The organism is Comamonas sp. AG1104 (assembly GCF_003350425.1).
GTDB lineage: Bacteria > Pseudomonadota > Gammaproteobacteria > Burkholderiales > Burkholderiaceae_C > Comamonas > Comamonas testosteroni.
The window spans coordinates 687698-706010 of sequence record NZ_QQAS01000003.1 but is presented as its reverse complement, the minus strand read 5'-3'; the positions used below and the strand labels follow the sequence as shown (position 1 = coordinate 706010).

Genomic DNA, 18313 nt, shown 5'->3' with positions numbered 1-18313 from the left:
CAGACAGGCTCTTGTGCCTTTTCTTGCCTTCGTTGCCTGGCCGCCGATTCAGTCGAAAAACTGCATGCCTGCATAAGGCCGCAAGCGGCATTGCGCCAGGCGGCTTTGCAGCGAACCGACATGGGCTTCGAGCTGGTGGCCGTCCGGGTCCAGAAAGTAGAAGGAATCGCCTTCGCTGCGGTTGCTCTTCCATTCCTGGACACCGCATGACCTGGCATGCTCCACAAAGTGCGCGAAGTCCCGTTGGGCAATCGTGAATGCGTAGTGGGTGTAGTCAGAGCTGCGGGCCTGGCTTCGCTGTTCGACTGACGACAGGCACAGCCACAGATCGCTGAGTTCCAGATAGGCGCCCATATCCCACTGCGCGCGTGGACGAAACCCCAGCACGCGCACGTAGAAGTCCACGCTGCGCTGCAGGTCTGTTACGGCAAGTGTGAGGTGATTCAATCCGGCAAGCATGGGGGCGGTGGGCGCGAGCAGCACAAGGCGTGGAGTGTGCCACTGCAATGCATCACTTCGTTTTGGGTAGCCAGGGCACGCCGTTGATGTGACTGCCGCCATCGACAAATAGCGTGTTGCCCGTGACATAGCGGCAGTCTTCGCTGGCCAGGAATAGGGCCGCGCCGCCAATGTCCTGCTCGGGGTCGCCCATATGCCCCATGGGGTTCAGACGCAGCATGTCGGCCGCGTTCTCGGGCTGGCTTGCCGCAAATTTTTGATAGGCTTCGGTGGCCGCGCCGGGGCACAGTGCGTTGCAGCAGATGCCAAAGGCCGCCCATTCGCGAGCGGCAGAGCGGGTGAGCGTGCGCAGCGCTTCCTTGGCCATGTTGTAGTCCACCGAATAAGGGTGGGCATTGACGCCGTTGAGCGAGCACATATTGATGACCCGGCCCCAGCGCCGCTCCTGCATGCCGGGGAAGACTGCCTGCATGGCCCAGAGCGCCGATTGCGCACCTATGCGCCAGGCCCAGTCGGAATCGAGATCGCTGAGCGTTTCGACCCTGGCAAAGCCGGGCTGGCTGCCGGGGCGCCGGCCCCAGGCATTGTTGACGAGGATGTCGATGTGGCCGAACTGCGCCAGGGCGGCATCGACCATGCTCTGCACGGCGGCGTGCTCGCTCACATCGGCCACCGCATGTCCCACCTGAACGCCAAATTCGGCGCGGATTTCTGCGGCGACCCCGGCACAGGTTTCGGCATTGATATCGGCCAGCCACAGGCTGGCGCCTTCAGCCGCAAAGCGGCGTGCCACGCCTTTGCCAATGCCGGCACCTGCGCCCGTGATCAGGGCCACGCGGTCTTGCAGTCGGTTCATTGTTCAGTTCTCCTCGTTCCATGGACGAGTCACTGTGCGGCGTTACCAGCGTTGCGACATCGTCGAATCGGACGAGAAATCGGCCCATGAATGTGGCGGCCGAACCACCCATGGCTGGCCCGGATTTGCCCATGCGGATTAGGATTCATGCCGCAGGGACGACCTTGCCGGGCGATGCGATGCATGGCCTGATTTCCTGCCGGGACGGCCTGGCCATTCGATCTTCAAAGAGGTTTTCTATGGCTTGGGTTTATCTGCTGGTGGCCGGCGTTCTGGAAGTGGTCTGGGCCTTCACCATGAAGCAGTCCCATGGTTTCACCAACCTCAAATACAGCGCCATCACCATCGTGGCCATGATCGCCAGCTTCGGCCTGCTGTCGGTGGCCATGCGCAGTCTGCCCCTGGGCACGGCGTATACGATCTGGACTGGTATCGGTGCCGTGGGTGCATTCCTGGTGGGCGTCACGGTGCTGGGCGAGCAGCTCAGTGCCATGCGCGTGGGAGCGGCTGTCCTGATCGTCAGCGGCCTGGTGCTGATGAAGCTTTCGGCCGGGGAATAAGGCACCGTCCGTACGCGCTGAATCAGCGCTCCATGGCGGCTGGCGTCTCCGGTGTCATCGGGCATTTGCTCAGCCACAGTACCAATCCCTGCCGGTAGGCGGCCGGGTCCATGGCATCGCTGTGGCGGGGGATATGGTAGGTCTTGCCCTCGGCCGCGAGCCGGGCGCAGGCCACTTTGTAGAAATCGGGCGTGGCCTGCAGGCGCGCGATCTGCGCCCATTCGAGCCGCTCTCGCGCACCCCGGTCGTGGATCAGCGTGAAGCCCTGATCGTCCAGCTGCAGGCGGTAGCTGCCCTCCAGGCGCCGCAGGCGGGCCCGCAGGCCTGCGCGCACCAGCTTTCGGTGCAGGCCCTGCAGCGGCGCCTGGCGCATGGCTTGGTGCTGACGCAACGCGCCGAGCAGGCGCGCTGAGTAGCGCTTCCACAGCAGGATGCAGAGCACGGTCGAGACCAGCATGGCGATGATTTTTTCGGGGCTCGGCGGCTGGCCCGGCCGAGCGATGGCCAGCAGGCCGCCGCCCAGGCCCAGGCAGAGCAGCAGCGGGGCAAGCCAGCGCTCCTGCCAGCCCGCCATCCGGGCCTGCAGGGCGGCCTGTTGTCGCGCGTGCTGCTGCATCTCGCGCTGCATCGCGGCCTGCAGCCGGCAGTCGGTGTGGGCCGGGGTGATGGTGAACAGCAGTTCCATGGGCGGTGGCGTCCGGTCTTCTAGGGGCCGCCAGTCTACCGGGGCGGGGCGCTGTCCAGCCTTGCCTGACTGGCGGCTGCAGGCCGCTTACCGCAGCCACCGATGGGGGCGAGCGCGCGGGTTAAAGCGCATGGCGCGACAATATCGGGATGACATCCTCCACGACGCCCCTGCATCCCAGCGCAGCTTCGGCCCGCAAGGCCCAGCCCAAACTGACCACGCTGGACAAGACCCGCATTGACGACACACGCATCAAGATCGTGCGCCCGCTGCTGACCCCTGCACTGCTGGAAGAGTGGCTGCCCGTGACCGAAGAGGCGCAGCAACTGGTCGAGTCCAGCCGTGCCGCCATCTCGCGCGTGCTGCATGGCCAAGATGACCGGCTGGTGGTTGTGGTCGGGCCTTGCTCCATTCACGATCACGATCAGGCCATGGATTACGCGCGCCAGCTCAAGGTCCAGGCCGATGCGCTCAAGGACGATCTGCTGATCGTGATGCGGGTCTACTTCGAGAAGCCGCGCACCACCGTGGGCTGGAAGGGCTATATCAATGACCCGTACCGCGACGGCAGCTTTGCCGTCAACGAAGGGCTGGAGCTGGCGCGCCGCCTGCTGCTCGATGTGCTGGCGCTGGGCCTGCCGGCCGGCACCGAATTCCTGGACCTGCTGTCGCCGCAGTTCATCAGCGACCTGGTCAGCTGGGGCGCGATTGGCGCGCGCACCACGGAGAGCCAGAGCCATCGCCAGCTGGCCAGCGGTCTGAGCTGCCCCGTGGGCTTCAAGAACGGCACTGATGGCGGCGTGAAGGTGGCCAGCGATGCCATTTTGGCCGCACAGTCCTCTCATGCTTTCATGGGCATGACCAAGATGGGCCAGAGTGCGATCTTCGAGACACGCGGCAATCAGGACTGCCACATCATCTTGCGCGGCGGCAAGGCTCCCAACTACGACGCGGCCCATGTTCAGGCAGCGTGCGAAGTGCTGGAAAAAGCGGGCCTGCATCCGCAGGTGATGATCGACTTCTCGCATGCCAACAGCAGCAAGCAACATCGCCGCCAGATCGATGTATCAGCGGATGTGGCCCAGCAGATTGCCGGGGGCGACACACGCATCACCGGCGTGATGATCGAAAGCCATATTCATGAAGGCCGTCAGGACATTGTCGAAGGGCAGGAGCTGCAATACGGTGTCTCGCTCACCGATGCCTGCATCAGCATGGAGCAGACGACTCCGGTGCTGGAGCAACTGGCTGCCGCCGTGCGTGCACGTCGCCTCAAGGCGGCCTGATGCCGGGAAAACGAAGCTAGATGAACAAGAGGCGCCCAGGCGCCTCTTGTGCTTTTCAAATGGGGCGGGGCCGCCCTTGTCTTCAAAGCTCCAGCGTCAGCTTGAGCATGTCCTTGTGCTGTACGCCTCGCTCCCACAGCGGGGTGGTGTAGTTCTGCAAAAAGAAGTCGCGCTCGATATCGGTGACGCGAAACCCCAGGCGTTGATAGAACAGCAACTGGTCGCCAAAGCTGCCAGTCCCTACATCCAGCTGCTGCACGCCGCGTTCGCGCATCTCACGGATGGCTCGCTGCAGCAGGGCAGAACCTATGCCATTGCTCTGCCAGGCCGTGGACACGGCCATGTTCATCAGCTCCCATCGGTGAAGGCCGTCGCCCTCGGGGACGAGCACGCATACGCCGATCAGGGCGCCGAGGCCGCTGGGCGTGAACTGGGTCGTCTGGCGCGCTCCGAAGCAGGTGGATCCGGGCAGATAGCGCTTGATGCGCTCGCGTGAGGGGTCGGCCAGCAGCAGCAGATGCCAGGGGGCTTCTGCGGGGTTCATGGTGGTGATATGCCAGGAGTCGGTCGTGCCGGGGCCGGCCAGTGTGGAGCTCATGCGCGCACTCCCTTGCGGCGGAAGGCGGGCGCTGCATATCGGCCGGGCTGGATGTCGGCATTCACTCGATGGGACGAAAGCCCGTCCATCTGCTGCAAACCACAATCTCGCGCCATTTCCACTTTCCACCTGCGGGAGTTGTGAACCCGCCACAAATATTGTCAACAGGCCATAGCGTAGCAGTCGGCGGACAAATTCGGTGACGTACTGGTGAAAAGTACAGCGTTCTGCGGCAATTTTGATGCAGGAATCTCGCAAATATTGATCTGCACAGGCCTTGCAACTGCGTGAGCAAGCACTTCAAGGCAGTGCACTGACGAGCCTGACGCCCTTTGCGCAGGACGGGCTTTGCAAAAACGAAGCTAGTGGTTTATACTTAGTATCAAGGGTTAACCCTTAAGGTAAAACCCGCGAACGACAGTGCATGAGATGCGTGCTGTCCATCGCTTGAAGTGCATCTCTTGATTTCATAGAAAGCTCATCATGCGCCAAGCTATCAACTCCCTGATCGAATTCATCCAAGAAGCTCGCGAGTTCCATCTGGATCTGGCCAACCAGTAATCACGCACTGGTTTGAGAAACAGCCGCCGCTCTAGGCGGCTTTTTTTCGTCCCGAAAGAGGTGATCAGGCCGCCAGCAGGCCCTGTTTCTCTATGAAGGCCACCACCTCATCCAGACCTTCCAGTGTCTTGAGGTTGGTCATCACAAAGGGCTTGAGCCCCTTGGGCGTGGTGCGCTGCTTGATGGTGTCGCTGCGCATGATGTCCAGATTGGCGCCCACATGGGGAGCCAGGTCGGTCTTGTTGATGACGAAGAGATCGCTCTTGGTGATGCCGGGACCGCCCTTGCGCGGAATCTTCTCGCCTGCTGCCACGTCGATCACGTAGATGGTCAGATCCGACAGCTCGGGGCTGAAGGTGGCAGCCAGGTTGTCGCCGCCCGATTCGATGAAGACGATGTCGGCATTGGGGAAGTCCTTGAGCATGCGGTCAATGGCTTCCAGGTTGATGGAAGCGTCCTCGCGAATCGCCGTGTGCGGGCAGCCGCCAGTTTCCACACCCATGATGCGCTCGGCGGGCAGGGCGCCGCTGATGGTCAGCAGGCGCTGGTCTTCCTTGGTGTAGATGTCGTTGGTGATGGCGACCAGGTCCCATTTGCCGCGCATGGCCTTGCAGAGCATCTCCAGAATCGTGGTCTTGCCCGAGCCCACGGGCCCGCCGATGCCCACGCGCAGCGGCGGCAGCTTCTTGGTGCGGTTGGGGATATGGTGCAGTGCGGTCGACATGGTGAGTTCTTTAGTGAATGAGAGGGTTGCGATCAGCGGGCCTTGCCGTAGGCACGCTCCACCTTGGCAATGCGCAGCTCGAAATGCTGGTACCAGGTGGTGTGGCCTTTTTCCTGGGCGATCTGGTGCTCGGCGTTGTGCTTCCATTGACGGATGGCTTCCTCGCTTTCCCAGTAAGACACGGTGATGCCGAAGCCTTCGGCATCGCGGGTGCTTTCAGCGCCCAGATAGCCTGCCTGCTGGCCGGCCAGCTCCACCATGCGCTCGGCCATCTCGCCATAGCCCTGGTCCGTCTGGGTGCGCAAGGAGGTGAAGATGGCGGCGTAGTAGGGTGGCTGGGGCGTGGCGGCAAACAGTGCAGACATGGCGGATGGAGGTTCAGCTACGGAAAAGTCGAGAATACTGGTGTTCATGCTGGGCCGAGAGAATGGCCAGCATGGGCGAAAAAGCCTGTCTTGCGTTGTCCGGCAACGCCAGCGCGTATTCGACTGCAGCGGGAATTTCGGAAGTCAGCCGCGCCAAGATGCGCTGGCCGGCGCTCTGGCCCAGGGGCACGGTCTTGATGGCGGCCTGAACCATGTTCTCTGCCCAGCCAAAGGCATAGGCCAGCAGTGCATCACGCGGTGTGGCGCCGGTGCATTGGGCCGCCAGCGAGAAGGCGATGGGGTAGCTGGCATCCTGCGCAGCCAGCCAGTGGACGGAGGCCAGCGGGACTGCTTCGTCGGCGTAGCGGTTTTTCAGCCACTCGGTCAGCGAGCGGCCCATCTGCTCGGTCTGCAAGCGCAGCTCGCTGGTTTCGCGCGTGACTCTTACCCACAGGTTGAGGCTGGCAATGCGCGCCAGATCCGCGCCTTTCCAGGCCGGCATAGCCTGCGCAATCACGGCCATGTCCCCGCGCGACTGGGTCAGATGCAGCTGCTGCACCAGCCAGCCGGCGGCCTCTGATTCCGTTGTGACCAGCGCCGCATTGATGGCCGCTTCAAGCCCTTCCGAATAGGAAAAGCCGCCGATGGGCAGCGCCGGCGAGGCCAGCCACATCAGCTGCAGAAAGCTCTGCGCGCCAAGAGCCAGCAGTGGCTCAGTGGGCGTGGTCATGCGAGTGTCCATGGCCGTGATGATGGTGGCTGTGGCCGTCATTGGTCACATGGCCGCCATAGGCGCCTCCTTCGGGCTCGAAAGGCAGATCGGCCTCGACCACCGTCATATGCATGCTGCGCAGCATATCGGCCAGCACATGGTCGGGTTCGATCTTCAGATGGTCGGGCTGCAGCTCGATCGGCACATGGCGGTTGCCCAGATGGTAGGCCGCGCGCATCAGGTCAAACGGCGTGCCATGCTCAGCACAGGCCGTGATATGCAGCACTTTTTGCGGTGCGGCCAGCACGCGGATCAGGCTGCCGTCTTCGGCCACCAGCACATCGCCGCCGCGCACGGCCTGGCCGCGTGGCAAGAAGACGGCCAGCTCGCGACCCAGGCTGTCGGTAGCGGCAAAGCGGCTCTTCTGACGCACGTCCCAGTCCAGTTCCACGGACGCAGCGCGTTTGAGGATGACGGCGGAAAGGCCCTGGCCCTGGAGCAGCAGTTTGTTGGCAGTCAGCATGGTGAATTCACAATGAAATAAAAGGCCCGGACCAGATTGGCGCGCATGTTGCATGTGCTGCGCATATCAGTGATTTTGATGGTTCGAGCAAGATGACAACTCTTTTGGAAGCTTCGGCAGAAATGGCAGCCCCGACCTCTTTGCATGACGCGCCTGCTAACTGGCAGGGCTGTGGCGCAGCCTATGTGGCGGTGTATGGCACTTTGCGTGCCGGTGGCATCAACGATATTGCCAGGCTCCAGCCGGGCATCGCCTGTGTCGGCAGGACCCAGCTGACCGGAACTTTGCATGACCTGGGCTGGTACCCGGGCCTGAGGCTGCAAGGCACGCAAACCGTGCTGGCCGAGGTCTACCCCATGGACGCAGCGCTGGAGCGGGCCATGGATCGCATCGAAGGCCTGTGGCCCGAAGACCTGGGTGAATACGCCAAGCGCATTCTGACCCTGCCCGTGATGCTGACCCAGGGCGGTCAGCAGTCCATCACCGTGCTGGTGTACGAGGCCATGCCCGCCACCGTGAGCGCTGCGCCGCAGCTCGCCGTCAGTGACTGGCTGGCCTGGTTTGAGGGCAAGGGCATGCAGCATCCGGATACGGAGTTTCAGCTCAACACTGCTCAGAACAGGAAGTAGCGCTGTGCCATGGGCAGGCTGACCGCGGGCTCGCAGGTCAGCAGATCGCCATTGGCACGCACGGCATAGGTCTGGGCGTCCACCTCCATATGCGGCGCCAGATCGTTGTGGATCATGTGCTGCTTCTTCACATTGCGTATGCCCCTGACCGCCGACAGGGTCTTGTGCAGCCCGAAGCGCTGGCCGATGCCGGCGGCAAGTCCTGCCTGGGAGACAAAGGTCAGTGAAGTTCTGGCAACCGCACCGCCAAAGCTTGCAAACATGGGGCGGTAATGCACGGGCTGAGGCGTGGGAATGGAGGCGTTCGGATCGCCCATGGCCGCCATGGCGATGCTGCCGCCCTTGAGGATGCAAAACGGCTTGACGCCAAAGAAGGCGGGCTTCCAGATCACGATATCGGCCCACTTGCCCACCTCGATGCTGCCCACCTCGTGGCTGATGCCGTGGGCAATGGCGGGGTTGATGGTGTATTTGGCGATATAGCGCTTGATGCGGAAGTTGTCGTTGCGCGCGCCGTCGCCGCTCAGGGCACCGCGCTGCAGCTTCATCTTGTGCGCCGTCTGCCAGGTACGCAGAATGACTTCGCCCACGCGACCCATGGCCTGGCTGTCGGAGCTGAACATGCTGATCGCGCCGATATCGTGCAGGATGTCCTCGGCCGCAATCGTTTCCTTGCGGATGCGGCTTTCGGCAAAGGCCAGATCTTCGGCAATGCCGGCGTCCAGGTGGTGGCAGACCATGAGCATGTCCACATGCTCGTCCAGCGTGTTGATGGTGTAGGGGCGCGTGGGGTTGGTGGAGCTGGGCAGCACATTGGCCTCGCCCACCACTTTCAGAATGTCGGGCGCATGGCCTCCACCCGCGCCTTCGGTGTGGAAGGTGTGAATGGTGCGGCCCTTGAATGCGGCCACGGTGTCCTCCACAAAGCCGGACTCGTTGAGCGTGTCGGTGTGGATGGCGACCTGAGTGTCAGTGTCTTCGGCCACGTCGAGACAGTTGCTGATGGCGGCCGGCGTGCTGCCCCAGTCCTCGTGCAGCTTCAGGCCGATGGCGCCGGCACTGATCTGCTCGTGCAGGCCGCCTGGCAGGCTGGCATTGCCCTTGCCCAGAAAGCCCAGATTCATGGGGAAAGCGTCGGCGGCCTGCAGCATGCGTTCCATATGCCAGGGGCCTGGCGTGCAGGTGGTGGCGAAGGTGCCGGTGGCCGGGCCGGTGCCGCCGCCGATCATGGTGGTCACGCCGCTGGTCAGTGCTTCTTCGATCTGCTGCGGGGCAATGAAATGGATATGAGTGTCGATACCGCCTGCGGTGACGATATTGCCTTCGCAGGAGATGATTTCCGTGCCCGGGCCGATGATGATGTCCACGCCGGGCTGGGTGTCGGGGTTGCCGGCCTTGCCTATGGCCGCGATGCGGCCGTCCTTGAGGCCGATGTCGGCCTTGACGATGCCCCAGTGGTCCATGATCAGTGCGTTGGTCAGCACGGTATCGACCGCGCCACCTCCGTCGGGCCCTGTTCCCGTCCCGTTGCGTGTGCGCTGGCTTTGCGCCATGCCGTCGCGGATGGTCTTGCCGCCGCCGAACTTCACTTCCTCACCATAGCCGCCAGCGGCCAGGGTGTAGTCTTTTTCGACCTCGACGATGAGTTCGGTATCGGCCAGGCGCAGGCGGTCACCCACGGTGGGGCCAAAGGTTTCTGCGTAGGCTCGTCGGTCCATGGTGGCCATTGAGGAATCTCCGATTCAGGTATTCAGCGCAGGGACTGCTGCTGGGCTGCCGGTGGCAGGGCGACGGGGCTTGTGCTGAGCAGGTCGCGCAATGTACCCAGTGCCAGGGCCAGCAGCAGTGCGGCGCAGCAGCGGTAGGTAAAACGGCTCCAGTGGGCGGCAGCGCGGCGGAAGAGCCGGTCCACCAAGGCTGCGCAGACAAAGCACCAGAGCAGGGACGAAGTCATGAACCCCGCGAAGAACAGCCCGTAGTCGCTGGCGCCGGGCTGGGTCACTCCCACGGCTCCGAGGGCGCTGCCCATGGCGGCCCAGTAGGCCAGGTTCTGCGGGTTGGTCAGCGACAGGGCCATGCCGCGGCGCAGGACCTGCTTCTGCGTGGCGGTGGCCGAGGCATCGAGCTGGTGTTCGGTACGCGCGGCCTTCCAGCTGTCCCAGGACAGCCAGAGCAGGTAGGCGGTGCCCGCCAGACCAATCGGCCAGCGCAAGGCGTCGACCTGCATGACCAGACCAATGCCGGCCAGGCCCAGCAAGGCCCAGCTTGCATCGCCCACCAGGGAGCCCAGCTGCACGGCCAGCGCCGGGCGATAGCCGCCGCGCACACCTTGGCGCACGGTCTCGGCAAACACCGCTCCGGGCGCTGCGTTGAACACCAGGCCCAGGACAAAAGCAGAAGCAAAGAGCATCAGCATGGCAGGTCAGTCCCTGGCCGCTACGGGCAATGGGCCCTGGACCAGACTGCGAAAACCATAGATCTGGCGGTCGCCGCCGATCTCGACCAGCTCCACCGTGCGCTGCTGGCCCGGCTCGAAGCGCACGGCCATGCCACTGGCAATATTCAGGCGCATGCCGTGGGCGGCGGTGCGGTCGAAATCCAGGCCCGCATTGGTTTCGGCGAAGTGGTAGTGCGAGCCGACCTGAATCGGCCGGTCGCTGGCATTGTTCACCACCAGCGTGAGCGTGCGGCGGCCGGGGTTGAGTGCATGGCTGCCCTCGTCAAGAATCAGTTCGCCGGGGATCATCTTTCGCCTCCTTGCGCAAAGGCCTTGTGCTGCGCTGTGCCGGGGTGTTTCATATCAGGCCAGTTTCGTCAGCATGAAAGCGCCGAGTGCAGCGGTGGCGGCACCGCCGAACCGGGCCACCCATTGGTGGCGCCGCATGAGGGCATGACCGAGCACCATGCCAGCGATATGCAGCGTGGCCGAGCCCAGAGCAATGCCCACCAGTGCGCCGACGGCCGCCAGGCCGCTGTCTCCGGCCAGCTCAAAGCCGTGCGCTGCGCCGTGGAAGAAGGCAAACACTGCAGTCAGTGCGGCGGCAACGCCCCAGGGCATTTTTTGCTGGACCAGCACCAGCAGGCCCAGCACCAGCACGGACGCGGCAATCATGGGCTCCACGCCCGGTACCCACAGGCCGGCAAAGCCGGCCACGGCACCCGCCACCAATAGGGCCACAAAGGCCGCAGGTGCACGCCAGGCCGTGCGCAGGCTGGGCATGGTCAGCGCGCTCCAGGCGCCCACGGCCAGCATGGCGGCCAGATGGTCTGCACCGGTAAACGGGTGGGCAAAGGCATGGCCCAGGCTGTCGAGAAAGTGGTGATGGCCGCCTGCATCGGAGCCCATATGTGCGAGAGCGGACAGGGGCAGTGCAGTCGCCGCAGCGGCAGTGGTGGCAAGGAGCTTATTGAATTTCATAGCTATCTGCGCTTGATGGATAGGGGTTTGATGGCTGAAAGGCTTGAAGTCTCTGGATGCTGCTTCAGGCGATGGGCTCATGCACGGTGACCAGCTTGGTGCCATCGGGGAAGGTGGCCTCGATCTGGATGTCGGGAATCATCTCGGGGATGCCCTCCATCACATCGGCGCGGGTCAGCACGCTGCGGCCTTCGCTCATGAGCTGGGCCACGGTCCTGCCATCGCGTGCTCCCTCCATCACAAAGGCGCTGATCAGTGCCACGGCCTCGGGGTAGTTGAGCTTGAGGCCACGAGCCATGCGCCGCTCGGCCAGCAGGGCGGCGGTAAAGATCAACAGCTTGTCTTTTTCGCGTGGTGTCAGTTCCATCTTCTTCAATCCCTCAGTCAGCTAGCGCAGTCGGTGGCACCGGCAGAACGCACGCTGGGAGTTTCATGCCCTTTTATGTAGCAAGTGCCATGCCAAAGGCCAGTCTTTATTGCCAGCCTGCAGGCAAGCCGTTGCAGATGTTTTGCACCTTGTTGGTGCTGCAGGCACCCGGTTGTGCACCAGGGTGTATCGGTGAGGCCGCGATGGTGCTTTGTGGTGCATTGGCGAGCCGTAGCGGTGCATTGCATGGCACGAACTTTGCTGTTCTGGTGCATGTACAAAAGACCATTGAATAGGGGAGGCGCGCAGTGCCTGGGTACCACGGCAAGACTCGCAGTGCTGGTCTTGGGCGGTACGCTGTGGATGGCTTCAGCCGTACAAGCGCAAACAGCCGAGGAAGGCGACAAGGTATTGCCCGAGGTGAGGGTGAATGCCCTGGTCAAAGGCCAGGCGCTGGACGAGTCACAACGCGCGTTTTCCGTCACCGAGTTCAGGCGCGATGAAATTCGCGAGCAGCCCAGACAGGAGGTGGAATCATTGTGGAGCCAGGTACCCGGCATGCATGTCAATCACTACCAGCTCAGCGGTGTGGCCAACGGGCTGGTGCTGCGCGGCTTTGGCGGCGGTGGTCATGGCGGCGATGTGGCGGCTACCCTGGATGGCATCCCGCTCAACGAAGCCATGTCGCATGCTGATGGATATTTCGATCTCAATGTGGTGGTGCCGCTGGAGCTGGACAAGGTCAATGTCTATCGCGGTCCCGTGTCGGTGTTGCAGGGCAATTACAACCGAGCAGGGCTGCTGGAGCTGCGCACGCGGCGCAACGGCAACTATGCGGAGTTCGATGTCAGCGCCGGCTCGCATGGCATGTTCGATGCACAGGCCGCTCTCGGGCGCGAGCTGGAGGGGGGCGATCAGCTCAACCTGGCTACTCAGCATGCACGCGGTGATGGAGCGCGGCCCGCCTCGCGCCATGAGCGCAGCACCCTCAGCGGCACCTGGAAGCACCATGTGCATGAAAAGCTCGATATCTCGCTGTCCGGCCGTTGGCACGAGGCGCGTGGCGACTCGCCCGGCTATCTGACCGAAGCGCAGTGGCGGAAGGACCCACAGGGCAAGGACAGTCGCGTAGTGGGGGATGGTGCCAACAAGCACTTTGGCACGCTGCGCCTGGATGCGCAGTACGCACTGGATGCAGATACCCGGCTGCTGGGTTTTGTCTACGGCACGCAGCAGGATTTTGTGCGCTGGTTCACCCGCCCGCGCAGCTCCACCTGGATGCAGCGCGAGGAGCGTTACGACCGCAGCGTGCTGGGAGCGGGGCTGAATCTCAGTGGCAAGTCGCTTCTGGTGGCGCGCGAGCTGAACTGGATGCTGGGCCTGGAGCAGGTGCGCGAGTCCACGGACTATGGCTACTGGGATGGATTGCTCGACCGCCGGCGCACCGGCCCTGCATTGATTGATCGCAATACGCGGCTCGACAACACGGCGATCTACGGCCAGGCTGGCTGGCAGCCAACGGCCTGGTTGCAGACCACGGCGGCCCTGCGCTGGGACCACTTTGACGGCCGTTGCCGTCTGCTGGGGGCAGAGGCCGGTGGCGATGAATGCAATCGCATGCAGGGCCGCAGCCATGCCAGCCCCAAGCTGGGAGCACTGGCGCATCTCAATGCCCGCACAGCCGTGCGTGCCAGCTGGTCGCAGGGCTTTGCGCTGCCCAGCGACTTTGCCAAGTACGCGCTGCGCAACAGCGACCTGCATGCGAATATCTTTCGCCAGAGCGAGCTGGGCGTGGAGTGGAAGCCATCGGCCCATTGGCTGATCGATGCCTCGCTCTATCGCATCAGCTCCAACCATGAAATACGCAACACGGCACCCGGCGAGTACGAAAACCTGGGAGCGACCGTCCGCAAGGGCGCCGAGCTGCAGCTGCACTGGCTGCCCAGCCGCAACTGGCATGTGGAATGGGCTTATGGCCACAATCGCTCCCAAGTCACGCAGAACGCGAACGCCGCATTGCTTGGCAGGCGTGTGGTGGCCGTGCCCGAGTACACCAGCACCTTGCATGCGCGCTGGATGCCGCGCAGCGATGTCACCTTGCATGGCGTGCTGCGCCATGTGGGGCGTGCGCCCATCAACGCCAGTAATACTGAATGGGCGGGCAGCTATCGCTGGCTGGACCTGGGCCTGCAATACCGCTTGCCCGCAAGCCTGGCGCGCAATGCCAGCCTGAGCCTGTGGCTGCGCAACGCCGCCAACACCCGCTATGCCAGTACCTCCACCATGATTGCCGGCCAGCGCCTGGTCGCCCCCGGCGTGCCACGCAGCGTGCAGCTGGGCCTGCAGTTTTCCTTATGATTTTTCGGAGCTTCCATGTCTGTTTGCAGCACACGTAAAAACATCATCGCGCGCATTCTGTGCACCACGGCTGCTGCCTGGTTGCTATGCGCCCATCCGGCTTCTGCCCATAACGTGTGGCTGGAGCCCGACGCGCAGGGTGGCTATGTCATGCAGTTTGGCGGTCATGAAGGCAGGACCGAAGCCTTCGATCCGGCCAAGCTGCAGCGGGTGCATGCCTATGACCTGCGCGGCCGTGAAGTACCCAGTGCCGTGCAGAATGTGCAGGGCGGCATCCGAATCAAGCCCGATGCCGGTGCTGCGCTGATCGCAGTGGAGCTCGATAACGGCTATTTCAGCAGTACGGGTGCCGAGGGTGCCATGCTGCCTATGCCCATGGACCAGAACCCCGGTGCGGTTCGCGGCGTTCATGCGCGCAAGTTCCACAAGACCGTGGTGCGCTGGGGTGCCGTCATGCAAAAGCCGCTGGGTCAGATGTTCGAGGTGGTGCCGCTGCAGGGGCAGTCTCCCCATGCCGGTCAGCCGTTCAGGCTGCAGGTGTTGCTGCATGGCAAGCCGCAGCCTGGCGTCAGACTGTCCTGGGGAGAGAATGGCTCTCCCACGATGACGGACGCGCAGGGTCAGGCGAGCATGACGCCAGTTGTCGGCAGCAATACGCTGCAGGCCATATTGCGTCAGCCGGTGCAGGGCGATCCCAAAACCACCGAGAACAGCTACGAGTATCTGCTGCGCTTTGCCGTGCATTGATGAAGCCGCATTCCGTCAGTTCAAGATCCGTTTCACAGCCTGCCGCCATGACCGATTCCACGCCTGTTGTCCGCCGCACCCGAGAGCAGATTCTGCAAGCCATCCGCGAGGCGGCGATTGCGGAGTTCAGCAGCCATGGTTTCAAGGGCGCATCCACGCAGGCGATCGCAGAAAGAGCGGGTCTGACCAAGCCCCAGCTGCATTACTACATCGAGAGCAAACAGGCCTTGTATGACGAGCTGCTCTATGCGTTGCTGGAGGCCTGGTCGGCGGCATTTGCGTTCGATCCGGCACTCGACGATCCGGCGCAGATCATCGGAAACTATGTGCGGCGCAAGCTGGACTATGCGCTGGACAATCCGGCCCTGTCACGCATCTTCACCAACGAGGTGCTGGGTGGCGGCTTGCGTCTGAACCAATACTGGCCTGTCGCGCTGAGTTCCACGGCGCAGAAGGTGGATCTGATCAACGCCTGGATCGCGCAGGGCCGCATGCGCAGCCTCGATGCGCGCGTGTTGCTCATGCAGATCTGGGGCATGACCCAGCACTATGCGGACTATGCGGTGCAGGCCAGGGTCATGCTGGAGTGCGCCGACGACCAGCCGCTGGATCGCGAGCATATCGCCCGGGAGCTCACCACTTCCGTGCTGCTGAGCTGCGGTCTGGCACCAATTTGAAGACGGTCTGCGCAAGCCTGGTGCAGATGGCAGGGGCGGCAGGCCGCTAGCTCTCCCTGGCGTGTTCTGGCACACCGTTTGCTTAGATTTGACCAGTCGATCAAATCGGATGGTCAATCATGCCCAACACTGCCCCGGATACTCTGGAAACGCCCGTAGAAAAAGGCTTTGAGCTGGTATTGCTGCGTCAGGGATTGCGCTTGCCGGTGGAGCCCGCAGAGCGCATCACCGATGTGCTGCAACTGGCCGGTGTGGCCATAGAGACGGTGTGCGAGCAAGGCATTTGCGGCACTTGCGTCACGCGCTGGACGGCCGGTGATCCCGAGCACCATGACCGCTGCCTGACCGATGAGGAGCGCAGCACGCATGTGGCTTTGTGCTGCGCACGCAATCGCGGCGCGACGCTGACCCTGGATCTTTGAAGGGTCGACATGCGAGTGCTTGTGATCTTTTCTCATCCCGTGGAAACCAGCTATCAGGCCGCATTGCATGCCGAGGTGGTGCAGCAGTTGCGCGGCGCCGGGCATGAGGTCGATGACTGCGACCTGTACGCAGAAGGATTCAATCCCGTGATGTCCCGCGAGGAACGCCTGGGCTATCACGAGGTGCCGCACAACCGGCTGCCGGTACAGCGCTATGTGGACCGCCTGCTGTGGGCCGAGGCCGTGGTCTTCTGCTTCCCGACCTGGTGCTTCGGCCTGCCGGCCATGCTCAAGGGGTTCTTCGACCGCGTGCTGATGCCCGGTGTGGCCTTCGACATCAGCGATCCGCAGAACGTCAGACCGGCACTGACCCATCTCAAGCGCATTGCGGCGGTGGTGACTTACGGGCGTCCGCGCTGGACAGCGCTGTTCATGGGTGATCCACCGCGTAAATGCATCACGCGCTATCTGCGCATCCTCACGGGCGGCAAAGCGCGTATCGACTATCACGCCTGCTACCACATGAACGTGGCAACGCCGTCCCGGCTGCAGTCCTTCAAGGCCCATGTCGGCCGGGCCATGCGCCGCTTTGCCTAGAAGAGCTCTCCATGTCCTCACATCTGACACTTTGCAATGCACGGCTGCCGCGCTGGTTGCTTGCAGCACTGGGGCAGCGCAGCGAGATGCAGCTGTCGCGCCTGGAGATCGCCAACGGGCGCATTGCGGCCATAGCCGCCGAAACTCCAGGCCTGCCGCGCAGCTTCGGCTCCCAGGTCTGGGATCTTCAAGGAGCGCTGGTGCTGCCGACCATGGTGGATGCGCATTTGCATCTGGACAAGGCGTTCACGCTGGAGCGCATGGGGCCGGTGAAGCCGGGCCTGCTGGCCGCGATAGAGGCCATGATGGTGGACAAGCAGAACTGGACTGCGGCCGATGTGCGTCGCCGTGCGGGCCAGGGCCTGCAATGGGCCTATGAAGCCGGTGTTTCGCATGCACGCAGCCATTGCGACTGGTGGGAGCCGGACTCGGTGCCCGTGGCCTGGGAAGTGCTGCGCGAGCTGGCGCAGGAATGGGCGGGGCGCGTGCTGCTTGAGCGCGTCAGCCTGATTCCCCTGCATCTGTATGAGGAACGCAGCATGGCGATGCGTCTGGCCAAGCAGGTGGCGCTCAGTGGCGCGGGCGCCTTGCTCGGCGGCTTTGTCCATTCCACCAACTGGAGCCCGCAGGCCCTGCGCAATCTGCTTGAGGCCGCGCAGCAGCACGGCCTGGACGTGGACCTGCATGTGGATGAGGAACTCAACCCCGCAGCCCAGGGACTGGCCACCACGGCCGCGCTGCTCAAGGAACTGCGCTTCGAAGCCCGCGTGGTCTGCGGCCATACCTGCGCGCTGGCGGCGCAGCCGCTGGAGCAGGCGCTGCGTACGCTGGATGCCGTGGCCGGCACTCCCATCACCATGGTCAGCCTGCCGGTGACGAACCTGCTGCTGCAGGACGCGCAAACCGGTGTCACGCCGCGCCAGCGCGGCCTGACGCTGCTCAAGGAGGCCAGGGCGCGCGGCATACCGCTGATGATCTCCAGCGACAACGTGCAGGACCCTTTCTGTCCGCTGGGCAGTTTCGATCCGCTGGAGGCGCTGACCACCGGCGTGGCGGCAGCGCAGCTGACTTCGGCCTTCGACGAGTGGAGCGACAGCGTCTGTCGCCGCGACTGGCTGGGTCATGGTGTCGGCCGTATGCCGCTGCAGCCAGGCTCGACAGCCGATCTGGTGATCCTTCCTCAGTCCAGCGTCAGCGGCTTTCCATCTCGCAGCCAGCGCCGCGTGGTGATGCGCGAGGGGCGCGTCAGCAACGGCGAGCCGCTGGCTGCCTGGTTCACACCCTGCATTGAACGGAGCGTTGCATGAGCACAGATACCACAGGCATTGCACAGCCCCTGGCACGTTATGCGGCCTGGCGACGGGCGGGCGATCTGGTGTTCCTGTCGGGCGTAATCGCTGTGGACCCGGGCGCCAATCGCATCGTGCGCGGCTATGCCGACATTCCTGCTGAAGCGGCGGCGCTGATCGGGCGTACCGGTGAATTCAGCACCGACATCAAGGAGGGCCCCATCCTGGCGCAGAGCTGGTGGGTGCTGGACCGCATCCGCCAGACGGTGGAGGCCGCCGGCGGCCAGATGTCGGATGTCTTCAAGCTGGTGCAGTACTTCCGCAATCTGGACCAGTTCCCGCAGTACAGCCGCGTGCGCAAGCTGTTTTTTCCCGGCGAATCACCGGCTTCCACGGTGGTTGAGGTGACGGGCATGTTGCCCACGCCGGACATTCTGATCGAGGTGGAGGCCACGGCCTATCTTCCCTTGCGTTGACCCA

At 63.5% G+C, this 18313-nt stretch carries 23 protein-coding genes and 1 pseudogene; 11 read left to right on the top strand and 13 right to left on the bottom strand.

Translation table 11 applies throughout. The features are described 5' to 3' along the window. Window positions 1-48 precede the first annotated feature (48 nt). Window positions 49-459, bottom strand: a complete 411-nt coding sequence (gene fos / locus DFO48_RS11765; RefSeq protein ID WP_114863529.1) for a fosfomycin resistance glutathione transferase — start codon at window positions 457-459, stop codon at window positions 49-51. 52 nt (window positions 460-511) lie between these two features. Beyond that, a complete protein-coding gene (locus DFO48_RS11760; RefSeq protein ID WP_003080955.1) occupies window positions 512-1315 on the bottom strand; it encodes an SDR family NAD(P)-dependent oxidoreductase in 804 nt (267 codons plus the stop codon). A gap of 239 nt (window positions 1316-1554) precedes the next feature. Here DFO48_RS11760 and DFO48_RS11755 point away from each other — a divergent pair, with 239 nt between their 5' ends. Further along, a complete protein-coding gene (locus tag DFO48_RS11755; protein WP_003080957.1) occupies window positions 1555-1875 on the top strand; it encodes a multidrug efflux SMR transporter in 321 nt (106 codons plus the stop codon). Between the two features lie 22 nt (window positions 1876-1897). Here DFO48_RS11755 and DFO48_RS11750 read toward each other — a convergent pair whose 3' ends face one another. Beyond that, window positions 1898-2560 (bottom strand): hypothetical protein, encoded by a 663-nt coding sequence (locus tag DFO48_RS11750; protein ID WP_114863480.1) that lies wholly within the window; start codon window positions 2558-2560, stop codon window positions 1898-1900. A 149-nt stretch (window positions 2561-2709) separates the two neighbouring features. Here DFO48_RS11750 and DFO48_RS11745 point away from each other — a divergent pair, with 149 nt between their 5' ends. Beyond that, window positions 2710-3846 (top strand): 3-deoxy-7-phosphoheptulonate synthase, encoded by a 1137-nt coding sequence (locus tag DFO48_RS11745; RefSeq protein ID WP_034355209.1) that lies wholly within the window; start codon window positions 2710-2712, stop codon window positions 3844-3846. 82 nt (window positions 3847-3928) lie between these two features. On the opposite strand, the gene DFO48_RS11740 is transcribed toward DFO48_RS11745, so the two are convergent. From DFO48_RS11740 to ureE, 5 genes and pseudogenes are all read right to left on the bottom strand, one after another. Further along, window positions 3929-4444 carry a GNAT family N-acetyltransferase gene (locus DFO48_RS11740; RefSeq protein WP_114863479.1) on the bottom strand — a complete coding sequence of 172 codons (516 nt, stop codon included), beginning with the start codon at window positions 4442-4444 and terminating at the stop codon, window positions 3929-3931. A gap of 625 nt (window positions 4445-5069) precedes the next feature. Next, window positions 5070-5729, bottom strand: a complete 660-nt coding sequence (gene ureG / locus DFO48_RS11735; protein ID WP_114863478.1) for an urease accessory protein UreG — start codon at window positions 5727-5729, stop codon at window positions 5070-5072. A gap of 32 nt (window positions 5730-5761) precedes the next feature. Then, window positions 5762-6094, bottom strand: a complete 333-nt coding sequence (locus DFO48_RS11730; RefSeq protein WP_114863477.1) for an antibiotic biosynthesis monooxygenase — start codon at window positions 6092-6094, stop codon at window positions 5762-5764. Between the two features lie 13 nt (window positions 6095-6107). Continuing rightward, window positions 6108-6824, bottom strand: a complete 717-nt coding sequence (locus DFO48_RS11725; protein ID WP_199406985.1) for an urease accessory protein UreF — start codon at window positions 6822-6824, stop codon at window positions 6108-6110. After that, window positions 6811-7329: pseudogene (gene ureE / locus DFO48_RS11720) on the bottom strand (urease accessory protein UreE); the annotation flags it as partial. The pseudogene ureE and the gene DFO48_RS11725, both read right to left, overlap by 14 nt. Before the next feature lie 122 nt (window positions 7330-7451). Here ureE and DFO48_RS11715 point away from each other — a divergent pair. Next, window positions 7452-7958, top strand: a complete 507-nt coding sequence (locus DFO48_RS11715; protein WP_114863474.1) for a gamma-glutamylcyclotransferase — start codon at window positions 7452-7454, stop codon at window positions 7956-7958. Here the strand turns inward: DFO48_RS11715 and ureC are convergent. The 5 genes from ureC to DFO48_RS11690 all read right to left on the bottom strand — a co-directional run bounded on the left by ureC (window position 7943) and on the right by DFO48_RS11690 (window position 11743). Then, window positions 7943-9685: an urease subunit alpha gene (ureC, locus tag DFO48_RS11710; protein ID WP_114863473.1), complete on the bottom strand. Its 1743-nt coding sequence runs from the start codon at window positions 9683-9685 to the stop codon at window positions 7943-7945. The two genes, DFO48_RS11715 and ureC, sit on opposite strands and share 16 nt — an antisense overlap. 23 nt (window positions 9686-9708) lie before the next feature. Continuing rightward, window positions 9709-10374, bottom strand: a complete 666-nt coding sequence (locus DFO48_RS11705; protein WP_114863472.1) for a LysE family transporter — start codon at window positions 10372-10374, stop codon at window positions 9709-9711. Window positions 10375-10380: 6 nt separating this feature from the next. Then, window positions 10381-10704, bottom strand: a complete 324-nt coding sequence (locus DFO48_RS11700) for an urease subunit beta (RefSeq protein WP_003080979.1) — start codon at window positions 10702-10704, stop codon at window positions 10381-10383. 54 nt (window positions 10705-10758) lie between these two features. Next, a complete protein-coding gene (locus tag DFO48_RS11695) occupies window positions 10759-11376 on the bottom strand; it encodes a HupE/UreJ family protein (protein ID WP_114863471.1) in 618 nt (205 codons plus the stop codon). A gap of 64 nt (window positions 11377-11440) precedes the next feature. After that, on the bottom strand, window positions 11441-11743 hold the full coding sequence (locus tag DFO48_RS11690; RefSeq protein WP_003068240.1) for an urease subunit gamma: 303 nt from the start codon (window positions 11741-11743) through the stop codon (window positions 11441-11443). A 65-nt stretch (window positions 11744-11808) separates the two neighbouring features. On the opposite strand from DFO48_RS11690, the gene DFO48_RS25150 reads away from it, so the two are divergent. The 8 genes from DFO48_RS25150 to DFO48_RS11655 all read left to right on the top strand — a co-directional run bounded on the left by DFO48_RS25150 (window position 11809) and on the right by DFO48_RS11655 (window position 18309). After that, window positions 11809-12039 (top strand): hypothetical protein, encoded by a 231-nt coding sequence (locus DFO48_RS25150; protein ID WP_147282735.1) that lies wholly within the window; start codon window positions 11809-11811, stop codon window positions 12037-12039. Window positions 12040-12079: 40 nt separating this feature from the next. After that, window positions 12080-14101 carry a TonB-dependent receptor gene (locus tag DFO48_RS11685; protein WP_233506378.1) on the top strand — a complete coding sequence of 674 codons (2022 nt, stop codon included), beginning with the start codon at window positions 12080-12082 and terminating at the stop codon, window positions 14099-14101. A 15-nt stretch (window positions 14102-14116) separates the two neighbouring features. Then, on the top strand, window positions 14117-14848 hold the full coding sequence (locus DFO48_RS11680) for a DUF4198 domain-containing protein (protein ID WP_114863470.1): 732 nt from the start codon (window positions 14117-14119) through the stop codon (window positions 14846-14848). Between the two features lie 47 nt (window positions 14849-14895). Then, the gene (locus DFO48_RS11675) at window positions 14896-15525 is read left to right on the top strand and encodes a TetR family transcriptional regulator C-terminal domain-containing protein (protein WP_003080983.1); all 630 of its coding nucleotides are present in this window, start codon (window positions 14896-14898) and stop codon (window positions 15523-15525) included. A 119-nt stretch (window positions 15526-15644) separates the two neighbouring features. Then, entirely contained in the window at window positions 15645-15947 is a 303-nt protein-coding gene (locus tag DFO48_RS11670; protein WP_003080984.1) for a 2Fe-2S iron-sulfur cluster binding domain-containing protein, read from the top strand. 9 nt (window positions 15948-15956) lie between these two features. Next, window positions 15957-16544 carry an NAD(P)H-dependent oxidoreductase gene (locus DFO48_RS11665; protein WP_003080985.1) on the top strand — a complete coding sequence of 196 codons (588 nt, stop codon included), beginning with the start codon at window positions 15957-15959 and terminating at the stop codon, window positions 16542-16544. A gap of 11 nt (window positions 16545-16555) precedes the next feature. Then, window positions 16556-17851, top strand: a complete 1296-nt coding sequence (locus tag DFO48_RS11660) for an amidohydrolase family protein (RefSeq protein ID WP_114863469.1) — start codon at window positions 16556-16558, stop codon at window positions 17849-17851. Then, on the top strand, window positions 17848-18309 hold the full coding sequence (locus tag DFO48_RS11655) for a RidA family protein (protein WP_003080988.1): 462 nt from the start codon (window positions 17848-17850) through the stop codon (window positions 18307-18309). The genes DFO48_RS11660 and DFO48_RS11655 overlap by 4 nt, the downstream gene beginning before the upstream one ends. Window positions 18310-18313: the final 4 nt, after the last annotated feature.

What these genes read in the sequence shown, in the direction of transcription:
- DFO48_RS11670 (WP_003080984.1), top strand. Translation starts at nt 15,645, where the DNA reads ATGCCCAACACTGCCCCGGATACTCTGGAAACGCCCGTAGAAAAAGGC.
- DFO48_RS11660 (WP_114863469.1), top strand. Translation starts at nt 16,556, where the DNA reads ATGTCCTCACATCTGACACTTTGCAATGCACGGCTGCCGCGCTGGTTG.
- DFO48_RS11725 (WP_199406985.1), bottom strand. Translation starts at nt 6,824, where the DNA reads ATGACCACGCCCACTGAGCCACTGCTGGCTCTTGGCGCGCAGAGCTTT.
- DFO48_RS11700 (WP_003080979.1), bottom strand. Translation starts at nt 10,704, where the DNA reads ATGATCCCCGGCGAACTGATTCTTGACGAGGGCAGCCATGCACTCAAC.
- fos (WP_114863529.1), bottom strand. Translation starts at nt 459, where the DNA reads ATGCTTGCCGGATTGAATCACCTCACACTTGCCGTAACAGACCTGCAG.
- ureC (WP_114863473.1), bottom strand. Translation starts at nt 9,685, where the DNA reads ATGGCCACCATGGACCGACGAGCCTACGCAGAAACCTTTGGCCCCACC.
- DFO48_RS11755 (WP_003080957.1), top strand. Translation starts at nt 1,555, where the DNA reads ATGGCTTGGGTTTATCTGCTGGTGGCCGGCGTTCTGGAAGTGGTCTGG.
- DFO48_RS11695 (WP_114863471.1), bottom strand. Translation starts at nt 11,376, where the DNA reads ATGAAATTCAATAAGCTCCTTGCCACCACTGCCGCTGCGGCGACTGCA.
- DFO48_RS11745 (WP_034355209.1), top strand. Translation starts at nt 2,710, where the DNA reads ATGACATCCTCCACGACGCCCCTGCATCCCAGCGCAGCTTCGGCCCGC.
- ureG (WP_114863478.1), bottom strand. Translation starts at nt 5,729, where the DNA reads ATGTCGACCGCACTGCACCATATCCCCAACCGCACCAAGAAGCTGCCG.
- DFO48_RS11680 (WP_114863470.1), top strand. Translation starts at nt 14,117, where the DNA reads ATGTCTGTTTGCAGCACACGTAAAAACATCATCGCGCGCATTCTGTGC.
- DFO48_RS11655 (WP_003080988.1), top strand. Translation starts at nt 17,848, where the DNA reads ATGAGCACAGATACCACAGGCATTGCACAGCCCCTGGCACGTTATGCG.
- DFO48_RS11740 (WP_114863479.1), bottom strand. Translation starts at nt 4,444, where the DNA reads ATGAGCTCCACACTGGCCGGCCCCGGCACGACCGACTCCTGGCATATC.
- DFO48_RS11730 (WP_114863477.1), bottom strand. Translation starts at nt 6,094, where the DNA reads ATGTCTGCACTGTTTGCCGCCACGCCCCAGCCACCCTACTACGCCGCC.
- DFO48_RS11690 (WP_003068240.1), bottom strand. Translation starts at nt 11,743, where the DNA reads ATGGAACTGACACCACGCGAAAAAGACAAGCTGTTGATCTTTACCGCC.
- DFO48_RS11760 (WP_003080955.1), bottom strand. Translation starts at nt 1,315, where the DNA reads ATGAACCGACTGCAAGACCGCGTGGCCCTGATCACGGGCGCAGGTGCC.
- DFO48_RS25150 (WP_147282735.1), top strand. Translation starts at nt 11,809, where the DNA reads ATGCCCTTTTATGTAGCAAGTGCCATGCCAAAGGCCAGTCTTTATTGC.
- DFO48_RS11750 (WP_114863480.1), bottom strand. Translation starts at nt 2,560, where the DNA reads ATGGAACTGCTGTTCACCATCACCCCGGCCCACACCGACTGCCGGCTG.
- DFO48_RS11665 (WP_003080985.1), top strand. Translation starts at nt 15,957, where the DNA reads ATGCGAGTGCTTGTGATCTTTTCTCATCCCGTGGAAACCAGCTATCAG.
- DFO48_RS11715 (WP_114863474.1), top strand. Translation starts at nt 7,452, where the DNA reads ATGGCAGCCCCGACCTCTTTGCATGACGCGCCTGCTAACTGGCAGGGC.
- DFO48_RS11675 (WP_003080983.1), top strand. Translation starts at nt 14,896, where the DNA reads ATGACCGATTCCACGCCTGTTGTCCGCCGCACCCGAGAGCAGATTCTG.
- DFO48_RS11705 (WP_114863472.1), bottom strand. Translation starts at nt 10,374, where the DNA reads ATGCTGATGCTCTTTGCTTCTGCTTTTGTCCTGGGCCTGGTGTTCAAC.